Below are 10,488 nucleotides of genomic sequence, written 5' to 3'. Positions count from 1 at the left end.
TCAAGCAAGCTGCTTTGTCGTATACGGTTCCATTCGTTTTTTATGCCGACTTTATCCAGGAATATAAAACCTGAGATATAATTTAAGTCCATTATTTTTGATCTTCTTTGCAGACTTGGATTAAAGGATTGAAGAAAAACTTAGGATTGCGAATTGTTCGGATGCAGATGCGTCAATGAACGATTCAGATATTCTTTTGCTTTTCTCTCATCGCCTTGATTTTCATACATCTTTGAAATTAAGAATTCCGCTTTAGCTTTTTCTTCCTCTGTCAGCTGATCCAACCGATCTAAATCCTGTTTTATATCTGCATAAGCATGATCGATCATCACCGCATAGTATTTCTTAATCTCAGCTTTCAATTTTTCTGTACACGTTGACAAATTCAGCAGTTGATTTCCATACTGTTTTACTTTTGCTTTATCCTTGCGGGAAACATAATAATAAAAAGCATTGTAATAAACGGCTTCCTTCTGTTTATCACTGAGCCGGCATTGGTCAAAGCCTGCAAACCGCTGATCAATTTCAATCGGGTCTCCTTTAACCAGTGCGGCATTTAATTTCATGAAGTCCACATTGAAAGGATCGAAGACAAAACGGACAGCCCGCTTTTCGATCAGCTGATCAAACTGATCAAAATCCCGTTTAAGCAGGGCGTTTGACAGTTGTTCAGCAAGCTGGCTGCGCATGCGTTTGGGTATCACGATGGACAGAACAAATAAACCAAGAATAATAGAAATAATGATCAGTTTAAACATGACGTTCTTTGACAAAAGCTTTCAGCTTCTGCTTCTCCTTTCCCACAATAATTTCATGAATTAAAGACCGTGAAAGAAACAACGCTGTCAAAACCGTAATCCAGTCGGCGCAGGGCTGAGCATAAAACACCCCATTCTGCCCCAATGTCTGCGAAAGCAGAATTAACAGCGGAACATAAATAATTCCCTGCCGAAACAGCGACAGAATCATTGATTCCCTGCCTTTTCCCGCAGCCTGCAGCGTGATCGTAATCATGTAATAAATGGAATAAACCGGCAGTGACCAGTTGTATGCTTTTAAATACTGAGCGCCGTAGATTCCGGCCATTTTTCCGCCTGTAAAAAGACCGACAAAGGGTTCCGCGAACATTCCAACCAGGATGATTGCAGCGAAGCTGTAACCCGTCAGAATTCGGATATTCCATACAACCGCATCCCACAGCCGCTGATAATTTCTTGCTCCATAAGTAAACGAAGCTAGCGGCAGATAACCATTGGCTACGCCCTGTATAAAGAAATTGACAAAATACATCGTAAACTTTCCAACATTACAGCCCGCCGCAAAGTCAACGCCATAGATAAATACAACTTTGGTGAAAACCAGGATCGCCAGGCTGGACATTAAATTCCGCATATAGACCGCAAAACCAACGGAGAAAATCTCACGAATCATGGTCCATTCAATATGAAAATCAAACAAATTCCAACTGAGCGCCGTCTTCTTCGCAGCTAAACGATACAAGCAGAGCATCAAAGCTGACAGCTGCGCTGCGGCACTGGCAATCGCAGCGCCGACAACGCCTAAACCCAAACCGAAATCAAACATCAGCAGCGGGTCCAAAATGATATTCAGAATCACGCTGACTCCCATCACGATCATAGGATATTTTACATCTCCGACAGCTCGAAACAGCTGAATGCAGGCTGTATACAATGAGGTACAGCCTGCAAAAAGGATCATGATCCCTCCATACAAGCGGCCATAATGAATCACTGCCGGATCCATCGTCTGCCAGGTAATGTATGGATTTAAGATCAGCAGCGCCGCCAAGGTAAACAAAATTGAGAACAAGGCAACAAAAGAAAGTGTCGTCCGGACTATCTCATAAGTCACATGTTCCTGCTTTGCGCCCAGCTGTCGGCCCAGATAACTGGCCGCACCAATCCCAACCGCTTCCCCAATTTTCGTAATCAATAGGGTCAGTGTTGCAGAGAGCGAAATCGATGCCAGCATCGCAGTGTTGTTTAGTTGTCCGATATAAAAGGAATTGATCAGTTCATAGATCAGTGAGATCACGGAAACCATGACAGAAGGAGCGGCAAGCCGGATCATCGCCGTCCCAATCTTTTCCTGTTCTAATACATAAGTATCCGCTTTCATGGTCTTTTCATCTCCGCTTCAGCTAGACGATGCGATGAGTTAATAAAAATTCCTGATTGAAAACATCACCTTCACGCTGCCGATCGTAAACACATCGGCCTTCAACAAACGTAAACAGACAGCGATATTGATCATCAATGACGATCAGATCCGCATCCTTCCCGGCTTCCAGAACTCCTTTATTGGGATATCCATATACAATTGCTGGATTCCGGCTCGCCATCTGAGTTGCATATTTCATCGCAATACCGACGTTTTCTACAAGATTCTGAATGCCTTTCAGCACCGGCATCGTTGAACCGCACAGCCGTCCGGTATCCGATAAACAATAACCGTCCGCTGTAATGTTGACCTCCGGGAAGCCTTCCATCATTCTGTACTTGCCGACGGGCGCGCCTGATAAATTGGAGCAATCCGAAACCAGCAGAAAATGATTATACGGATCCCGCTTCATCCGAAACATCAGCTCCAGCATTGCATTGCAGATATGTTTCCCATCGCAGATCACTTCATTAAATAAACTGTCGTTTAACAGACAGGCGCCAAGCCCGCCCATATTTCGATGATGGATTCCGCTCATGACGTTGGCGGTATGCGTTGATACTGTAATGCCCCACCTGAAAGCTTCATTAGCCTCTTCAAACATCATATTGCTGTGGGCAAAGGCTGTCCGCACATTCACGCTGGTTAAATATTCAATGGCTTGCCGGGCATCAGGCAATTCCGGCGCCAAGGCTACTAATTTTAATTTGCCTTGGGCTTTTTTGACCATCTGCTTCAAGTCTTCCAAACAGATATCCGGATGTCCGGTATCTATGCCTTTCTCACCGACTCGGTTCAGATACGGACCCTCTGAATGAATTCCCAGCACTTTCGCCCCATCGACGACTTCATCCGCCAGTTTCGCCGCTGTTTCAAATCCATGAATATCCGTCGTCGGCAAAACTCCAGTCACGCCCTGTGAAGCCAGCCCCTTCAGATAACCGCGAAGTTCTTTCTCAACATCGCCTTCAAAGCCCATCGCACCATAACCTAATGTACCATGATTGTGCGTATCAATAATCCCCGGCAGAATGCGATGATCCCCTACGTCGAGATCAATCGGAACGGGCTGATGATCATCCAATATTTCAACAATCTTTCCTGCTTCCCAATGCAGAATCCCGCTGACGCAGCCTTGCGGCAAAATAATTCTTGTTGAACGAATATACATATTCTTCTCCCTTCCCAGTTTTTCTTAGCTCACCCTGTGACTTTATTGGATTAAACCCTGTTTCATCGCCTTTGCTACATCATAATAATCGATCAGCTCCACCTGATTCTCGCGGACAAACGCCTTCATTAACGGCGAAGTGACAAATTCCAAATCTTTGCAGCGTTCAATCGACAAGGATGTTAAAGCGAACAGATCCGCATCAACATAGCCTGGATGTCCGCCAGCCATGACATATTCATGATTTAAGATTTCTTCTTTGTATCTCAGAAATTTTCCCAGCGGGTCTTTTTTCAGCTGGGCTTTAGCATCAAAAACTTTCGATACCGATGCGTTGTTTTTCTCGTCTTCCTCCTCAGGCAGTGAAAACGTTGTAAAAGCGAACTGCATGAAATCAAAGGCAAACGGCAGATCTTCTTCATCGGCAATTTTCCGGATGGCTTTAAGCATGGTTTCCGCAACGATCGAATGACCATTCAGATAGCCTGGTTTGCGGCCTGTCAGTTCAACAAACCGGTCATACTGAGCTTTGATCTCGGTATAGACTTCCGTATAAGGAAACAGTTCAGCCCGGCCTGCTTCATTTTGCCAGCGTGGATCATGAATGCGCACTGACGAGCGAATCAAGCGGCCGTTTTCATCAACCAGATGCGGAATTTTCTCAGCTGCTGCGCAGGAAGGTCCGGCGACCAGGTTGAAATCAATCCCAAAACAAAAATCCGGTCTGGCTTTAATAAACTCTGCTGCCCAGGGTGCGATTTCCATATTCGCAAACATTCCTGTACAGGTCAGGATTCCGTTGTCAATCGCATCAACAATGCCGTATGTGACGCCTTTGGTGAAGCCGTAATCATCACCTTGAACTAAAAGTTTCATTTTTCTCCCTCTTTCTCAATTAAATCCCGATAGCTGATCAGCTCAACCTGATTCTCATCAATCCACTTTTTCAGCACCGGTGAAAGCACCATTTCTAAATCCCGGCAGCGTTCAATCGACAAGGATGTCTGCGAGAACAGCTCCGCGTCGACATAACCTGGATGTCCGGCCGCAAACACATACTCATGCTGCAGATATTCCTCGGCGTGATCCATAAAAAATTTCAGCGGATTACGGTTGACCTGATTCATCGGATCAAAAACTTTTGCCGTTGTCGCTTCGTTGCCGCTGATATCAACAGCCCATACAAAATTGAATTCCTGAAGTATGTCATTGGTATAAGGAATCTTCTCCTCTTTGGACAGCTGTCGGATTGCCTCAGTCAGGTTTTCATGGTTGATGGAGTGACCGTTCAGATAACCTGGCTTTTTCCCTACCAGCTGAACATACCGATCAAACTGCGCACGGACTTCCAAATAACATTCCTCATAAGGGAACATTTCCCGCCTTCCGGCTTCACTTTGCCAGCGTGGATCTTTAACCGTGATGTTGGAGCGGATAAAGTTGCCGGAAGCATCGACGAAATGCGGAATTTTTTTCGGATCGGCACAGCAGGGCCCCGCAACCAAATTGAAATCAATACCCCAGCAAAAATCCGGCCGCAGCCGCATTTGAGCCGCCGCCAATTCTGCATTCGGGACATTCGCAAACAAGCCGCTGCAGGTCAAAACACCATGATCAATTCCTTCCAGCATGCCCCACATGACACCTTTTGTGAAGCCGTAATCATCTCCCTGAACGAGTAATTTCATTCTCTTTTTTCTCCTTTTTATAAGTTATTGCAACGAATACGATCCTGTTGGAAGATTCGTTTTTCTAAGATTTCTTTGTCCGTTTAATGTCAAATGAACAAACAGAGAGCGCATTGGAATCGTAGAAACTGCAATCCCTTCGCTTGCGCTCTCTGTTCTATCTGATTAGAAGATATGAATTAAAGCGCCCAATAGGCCAATCACCATCGTTAACAAGATCAGATTGATCGGCTTCCAGCCCTTTTTAATCAATGCCACATATCCGAATAACAAAGCGATGCTCATAAATCCTGGGAAGATGGCATCCAGCACCGGCGCTACCTCCAAGGTTGCAGGACCGATATGCAGAATCAGATTCAGCGGAACATAGACCATTTGGGCAGTCATTGCTCCAACCATCATAATGCCCAATATGGATGCCGCTTTGGTAAAGCTGGCCATTAATCCGGTACTGAACATCATGTCAATAAACGCTGTGCCGTACGTGTAGCCTAACCGGCAGAACCACATTTTAATGATCGACTGCGGCACGCCATAGATCAGAATAAACATAACCATGCCTAAGATATTTCCCTGCTGGGCTAAGCCGATGCCAATGCCGGCGGCGATGATGCGCAGACAGTTAAAGAATAAGTTGTCAAACATGCCGGCCGTCGGTCCCATCAGCGCTGATTTAACACTGGAAATGGTTTCTGCATCGACCGATCCCTTTTCCTTCTTTTCCTTTTCCATCGCCCAGGCCAAACCGACAATAAACGAAAACGGTACGGCATGGGTGTTAAAAAACTGCTGATGCCGGGTATAGGCTTCTTTCTTCCCTTCCGGATCATCTTTATAGATCTCTTCTATCGCAGGAATTAAGGAGAAGGTGAATCCGTTGCCTTCCATGTTGACCATCGTAGCCGCCAAAAAGCACGTGTGTGACCGAATTTCAACTTTGCGAAGCAGCTTTTTATCATTTTCACTGATCAATGTATTTTTCATCAGAAGAATTCCTCCTCTTTGCTTTCTGGTTTGCCTTTGTTTTCAATGATTTTCTTTTCCAGCAAGAAGATCGTAATCGCAACAGCAGCGCCGATAACCGCAACCGCGACGGTATCCAGACTGACATATTTTACTAAAACAAAGCCCACAAAGAACCAAATTACAGTTTCCTTGTTCATAATCTGCGACGTCAGAATTGCAAAGCCAACAGCCAGCGCCATGGAACTGACCGCACCCAGACCGGTCATAACCCAGGCTGGCAAAGATGCGATCGCCAGCTGCAGTGCGTCAACGCCGAAGTAAATGCAGCCGAACAGAATGACGGTGTTGAGCAGCGGCGAAATAAACGTAAAGATCCAGACGGCAATTTCATACTGCCTGACTTTATCTTCCTGCAATAGTTTTGTAAAAAAGCCCTGAACCGGTGAGAATAAGCCATACGGAAGCATCGTGACTGAAGCCAGAACCGTGCCGATTGGCATCGCAATGGCCACAGCCGATTCAATGTCAGCCCCGGTCAGAATAACAAAGGCTGTTGCAACATAGCTGGTCGTTGTGGCATCGGCCGGAATCGAGCCGCCGATCGCTGAAATCCCCATAAACAAAGATTCCAATGAAGCTCCCAGAATGCAGCCCGTCGTTACATCCCCTAACAGAATGCCTACCAAAGGACAGATAACGATTGGACGGGTCAGCGCCTGCCAGCCCAGGGCAGCAGTATCCAAAATTCCTAAGAGCCAGTAAAGAACACTGAGTTTCAATGCAGCGATTAACATCGTAATTCCCCTTTTCTATTTCTTTAAGATGGATGATACCTTGATGGCCGAAACATCCGGCGTAACTTGTAAAACAAAGTCCTCGACCTTTTCATTGACCTTGGCGAGAATCGCTTTTTCATCTTCTGATAAGGCCACAAACTGGGAGACCGTTTCCCGCACTTTGCCATCACTGGCTTCCAGCAGTCCCCAGTTTCCAATATTCACCCGATGAATTCCCTCGACCTGTTCCACAACCGTCAGTAAGTCTTGCGGATTGGCAACAATCAGCAGAATATCATGCGCAGCTGCTTTGGGATTATGGAGCAGTTCAATCGCTTCCTTCACCGTTTTTACTGCAACTTTCATGTTGCCGGGGGCAGCCATTAACAGTGACTTGGCAATGATCGGATTGCTTCCGGCCTGATCGTTGGCAACGATAATCCGGTCAACAGAAATCACCCGTGACCATTTTGTAACGATCTGTCCATGGATCATCCGATCATCAAGACGGCATAACTTAATCATTGTTTTTCCTCTTTTCTTTAAAAAAATTCCCCATCTTCCAATTCCGGAGCTTCATCATAGAGTACAACCCGCTGTAATTGACGGGATTGTTCCGTCAGCTGATGCAAAGTTGTCAGCGACACCTCCGACTGCATACAAAGTTCCAAAACTAAGGCCAGATTGACGCCCGCAATTAAATACGTATGAGGCCGTTCCAAATACAAATACATTTTCTGATTCACGCTTCCGCCATAGAGATCGGAAAGCATGACAACGGTTTCTTCGGATGGAACAGAAGCAAAATAGGCTTTTAATTCTTCGTCGATGTTCCTCTGATCTACATAGGCATCCAAAATCGTCAGATGCGGCTGAGGACCAGCTAAAATTTCAATTGCTGTTGCCATACCGCTTGCCAGATGACCGTGTGAACCCAATAATAATCGCAATCTATCGACTCCTCTCCTTCAAAATGTAAGCGCTTAACATTTCTTAAATTCATTTTACTTTTCCATTACTCAAGATTCCATCCGTTTTTTTTCACATAGTTAATGGAAATTTCATTTTTTCCGTTATCAATACTGGAAAATATTTACACGGAAAAGGCTCCGTTATGTTCGTTATAATGAAATGGAACTCAATACCCGATTTCCAACAACCCCAGTTAATCGAATTAAAGGAGCAGGATTATGAATAATCGTCAGTTAAGAATTCTTTATTATTTTTTCAGCAACCCCGCTCCCTGCAAATCCGGCGATATCGCAAAGCAGCTGAAATTAAGTTCGCGAACGATCCGCGATACAATCAAGGAAATGCAGCCAGCCTGTATGGAAAATGGATTTTCAATCTTTTCGCGAAGAAACTACGGATTTGAGATTCAGGTGGAAGACGAAGCTCTTTATCGGGCTTTTGCGGATCAGATCAATGTGACCTGCACCGTCCTCAATCAGATCAAGTACAATGAAAATGAAAGCTTCCTCTACATTGCCCGCAAGCTGGTCTCAATTGACGACTGGGTAAAAATAGATGATTTAGCCGAAGAGCTCAACTTTTCCCGCAGTGCATTAAGCCCCGTTATTTCAGATATCACAACTTATTTTAAAAATCATCAGCTGACGATTCTGCATAAAAAAGGCAAAGGCATTAAGCTGGCCGGATTGGAAATCAATTTCCGGATGGCCATCATTCAGCTCATTGGACCGCTTCATCATCAGACAATTATCAAGCAGGATGATACAACGTATAACCTTTATATTTACTGTGATCGGGATTTATTTCTGGCAATCCGCAGGGAATTTAAAATCTTTATTTCCGGCAGCGGGCTCCATTTTACTGATGCTATGTTTATCTGGTTGTCTTTCTATCTGATGATCATGATGAATCGGCGCAGATATGGATATTGGATAGCTGAAAGTCCGACTTTTTCCTTCTTGGATAAAACGCCTTTCCTCAAGCCCAGCGCTGCGCTTTTTAGTCATCTCCATCAATGCTTTCCGGATTATTTTCATTCGGATCAGAATGAGGTCTATCAATTTGCGGCATTAATGATGGGTGGTGTGGACGTCGAAAATGCATATGAATTTAATCAATCTATAACATGTTCGCCAATTGCGGATGCTTGTCAGCACATCCGCAATGACTGTTTTAATTTTTTAAATCAGCGTTACAATCTTCAGTTTTGTGATTACCCTTCTTTCAAAGATGGGTTTGCCACACATTTAGCTCAAATAATGATCAAACACTATTTTCATTTTGAAGCAAAGATCACCTTTGGCGGGGTTATTACGAATAAGTTTTCGCATGTCTCTCCGCTAGCCGTATATCTGGGTTTTGAAATGGCTGAACATTTGGAAAACAAGTGGCATTTTTCTCTGTCCAGTGATGATTATTTCCGCTTCATCAATTTTTTTATGACATTTCTGCTGCAAATTCCAATTCCGATTCGAAAAAAACGGATTTTGGTGACTTCCGGTGCCGGAATCGCCTATTCGGCTTTTATCGCTCGTCAAATAGCTGGTGAATTTGACGCTTATATTGAAGAAGTACGATTATGTGAACTCTATGAGATCCGTCATTTAAACTATTCTGATTTTGATATGATCATTACCAATTACGATTTCAGTACGCTTCCTCAGTTTTACTCTTATGATCTGCCTTATTATAAAGTCAGCTTTGAAGAACGAAATATTGAAACTAAGCTGCATTTAACCCAGGCTTTTTCTGACGTCTTTCTGATTGATGAATATTTTATTAAAGATGAGAACATCGGATTTTATGAAAATATTGAATTTTCAAGTTTATTGCAGATCTATCAGTTTGTAGTCTATAAAAACTGCCGGACTTCAACGAAATTTCAGAAATTAATCGACGAATTTCAAAAGATTGAAAAAACCATTGATTTCAAGATTATTAACGAAACGCTTTTGTTGATAGGAAATAAAAAAGATTATGGGAAAGAAGGCATTGATGTCTTTCTGTCTGACGGCAAATTCACGCATAAAGGCAATAAGATTTCAACCGTCATTTTCTGTGCTTTGGATTTTTCATCTTTATTGAAGCTGAGAGTCTCAGAAATTTATCTGATGCAGTTATTGACCCACTGCGACATGGAAATTTTGAAAAAAGAAAAAGCCAGCTATTTAAAAAAGCTGACCTGTGAAGTCTTGATTCGCTTTAAATCCTAAAAACTTTTAAATGAGTACCGAATTTATCTTTCGTTTCCATTCCTGTAAAATAAATTCCTTTTCCTTTGTCTGCTTCTGACAAGTCCATTCACACTGATTCCAGGCAGGGAAGAATGTATCGCACTCATAACATCCGGAAATAATACTGAGCCTGAGAAAGTCGGCATAGGGCAGCCATTGAGAATAAATCTCTCCGCCTCCGCCGATGACCAGTTCCTGATATTGGGGATGATTCTGCATCCAGGTTAAAGCTTCAGTGATAGATCGGACAACTGGAAAATCCGCAGTTTGCAGAGTACGGCTTTGAATTAACAGCTGACGGCCCGGCAGGCGCTGCAGCAATGGCTGGGCTGTCTTGCGTCCCATCAGCAACACTTTCCCCATTGTATATTCCTGAAACTGACGCAGATCCGCAGGACAGTGCCAAGGCATCTGACCGGCCTTTCCGATTCCGCAGTTCTCATCCAAAGCGGCAATGATTGTTATTTTCATCATTCACTTCCTTTACTTTCGTTTTTTCT

Annotated in this window: 11 protein-coding genes; 1 reads left to right on the top strand and 10 read right to left on the bottom strand. The window is 43.9% G+C overall.

What is annotated here, in order from left to right; genetic code table 11:
• Positions 1-140 precede the first annotated feature (140 nt).
• The 9 genes from MCG46_RS09010 to MCG46_RS08970 all read right to left on the bottom strand — a co-directional run bounded on the left by MCG46_RS09010 (position 141) and on the right by MCG46_RS08970 (position 7,732).
• A complete protein-coding gene (locus MCG46_RS09010; protein WP_240279518.1) occupies positions 141-758 on the bottom strand; it encodes a hypothetical protein in 618 nt (205 codons plus the stop codon).
• Positions 751-2,139, bottom strand: a complete 1,389-nt coding sequence (locus MCG46_RS09005) for an MATE family efflux transporter (RefSeq protein WP_240279517.1) — start codon at positions 2,137-2,139, stop codon at positions 751-753. Before MCG46_RS09005 ends, MCG46_RS09010 begins: the two co-directional genes overlap by 8 nt.
• 22 nt (positions 2,140-2,161) lie before the next feature.
• A complete protein-coding gene (locus MCG46_RS09000; RefSeq protein WP_240279516.1) occupies positions 2,162-3,352 on the bottom strand; it encodes an N-acetylglucosamine-6-phosphate deacetylase in 1,191 nt (396 codons plus the stop codon).
• A 42-nt stretch (positions 3,353-3,394) separates the two neighbouring features.
• Positions 3,395-4,228: a ChbG/HpnK family deacetylase gene (locus MCG46_RS08995; RefSeq protein ID WP_240279515.1), complete on the bottom strand. Its 834-nt coding sequence runs from the start codon at positions 4,226-4,228 to the stop codon at positions 3,395-3,397.
• On the bottom strand, positions 4,225-5,040 hold the full coding sequence (locus tag MCG46_RS08990; RefSeq protein WP_240279513.1) for a ChbG/HpnK family deacetylase: 816 nt from the start codon (positions 5,038-5,040) through the stop codon (positions 4,225-4,227). The genes MCG46_RS08995 and MCG46_RS08990 overlap by 4 nt, the downstream gene beginning before the upstream one ends.
• A gap of 165 nt (positions 5,041-5,205) precedes the next feature.
• Positions 5,206-6,024, bottom strand: a complete 819-nt coding sequence (locus tag MCG46_RS08985; RefSeq protein WP_240279511.1) for a PTS system mannose/fructose/sorbose family transporter subunit IID — start codon at positions 6,022-6,024, stop codon at positions 5,206-5,208.
• Positions 6,024-6,800 carry a PTS mannose/fructose/sorbose/N-acetylgalactosamine transporter subunit IIC gene (locus MCG46_RS08980; RefSeq protein WP_020223427.1) on the bottom strand — a complete coding sequence of 259 codons (777 nt, stop codon included), beginning with the start codon at positions 6,798-6,800 and terminating at the stop codon, positions 6,024-6,026. Before MCG46_RS08980 ends, MCG46_RS08985 begins: the two co-directional genes overlap by 1 nt.
• 15 nt (positions 6,801-6,815) lie before the next feature.
• Complete coding sequence (locus MCG46_RS08975) at positions 6,816-7,307, bottom strand: PTS system mannose/fructose/N-acetylgalactosamine-transporter subunit IIB (protein WP_240279509.1); 492 nt, start codon at positions 7,305-7,307, stop codon at positions 6,816-6,818.
• Between the two features lie 17 nt (positions 7,308-7,324).
• On the bottom strand, positions 7,325-7,732 hold the full coding sequence (locus MCG46_RS08970) for a PTS sugar transporter subunit IIA (protein ID WP_240279507.1): 408 nt from the start codon (positions 7,730-7,732) through the stop codon (positions 7,325-7,327).
• Positions 7,733-7,972: 240 nt separating this feature from the next.
• On the opposite strand from MCG46_RS08970, the gene MCG46_RS08965 reads away from it, so the two are divergent.
• Entirely contained in the window at positions 7,973-9,967 is a 1,995-nt protein-coding gene (locus tag MCG46_RS08965; protein ID WP_240279505.1) for a BglG family transcription antiterminator, read from the top strand.
• Between the two features lie 6 nt (positions 9,968-9,973).
• Here the strand turns inward: MCG46_RS08965 and MCG46_RS08960 are convergent, their stop codons facing one another.
• A complete protein-coding gene (locus MCG46_RS08960; RefSeq protein WP_240279503.1) occupies positions 9,974-10,459 on the bottom strand; it encodes a dihydrofolate reductase in 486 nt (161 codons plus the stop codon).
• Positions 10,460-10,488: the final 29 nt, after the last annotated feature.

The sequence above is a fragment of the Holdemania massiliensis genome (genome assembly GCF_022440805.1).
Classification (GTDB): domain Bacteria; phylum Bacillota_I; class Bacilli_A; order Erysipelotrichales; family Erysipelotrichaceae; genus Holdemania; species Holdemania massiliensis_A.
The sequence above is the reverse complement of the archived record's forward strand: the minus strand, read 5'-3'. Positions and strand labels throughout refer to the sequence as shown.

Excerpts from the sequence above, each read along its gene's own strand:
- MCG46_RS08975 (WP_240279509.1), bottom strand. The coding sequence starts at position 7,307 with ATGATTAAGTTATGCCGTCTTGATGATCGGATGATCCATGGACAGATC.
- MCG46_RS09000 (WP_240279516.1), bottom strand. The coding sequence starts at position 3,352 with ATGTATATTCGTTCAACAAGAATTATTTTGCCGCAAGGCTGCGTCAGC.
- MCG46_RS08960 (WP_240279503.1), bottom strand. The coding sequence starts at position 10,459 with ATGAAAATAACAATCATTGCCGCTTTGGATGAGAACTGCGGAATCGGA.
- MCG46_RS08990 (WP_240279513.1), bottom strand. The coding sequence starts at position 5,040 with ATGAAATTACTCGTTCAGGGAGATGATTACGGCTTCACAAAAGGTGTC.
- MCG46_RS08965 (WP_240279505.1), top strand. The coding sequence starts at position 7,973 with ATGAATAATCGTCAGTTAAGAATTCTTTATTATTTTTTCAGCAACCCC.
- MCG46_RS08980 (WP_020223427.1), bottom strand. The coding sequence starts at position 6,800 with ATGTTAATCGCTGCATTGAAACTCAGTGTTCTTTACTGGCTCTTAGGA.
- MCG46_RS08985 (WP_240279511.1), bottom strand. The coding sequence starts at position 6,024 with ATGAAAAATACATTGATCAGTGAAAATGATAAAAAGCTGCTTCGCAAA.
- MCG46_RS09010 (WP_240279518.1), bottom strand. The coding sequence starts at position 758 with ATGTTTAAACTGATCATTATTTCTATTATTCTTGGTTTATTTGTTCTG.
- MCG46_RS09005 (WP_240279517.1), bottom strand. The coding sequence starts at position 2,139 with ATGAAAGCGGATACTTATGTATTAGAACAGGAAAAGATTGGGACGGCG.
- MCG46_RS08995 (WP_240279515.1), bottom strand. The coding sequence starts at position 4,228 with ATGAAACTTTTAGTTCAAGGTGATGATTACGGCTTCACCAAAGGCGTC.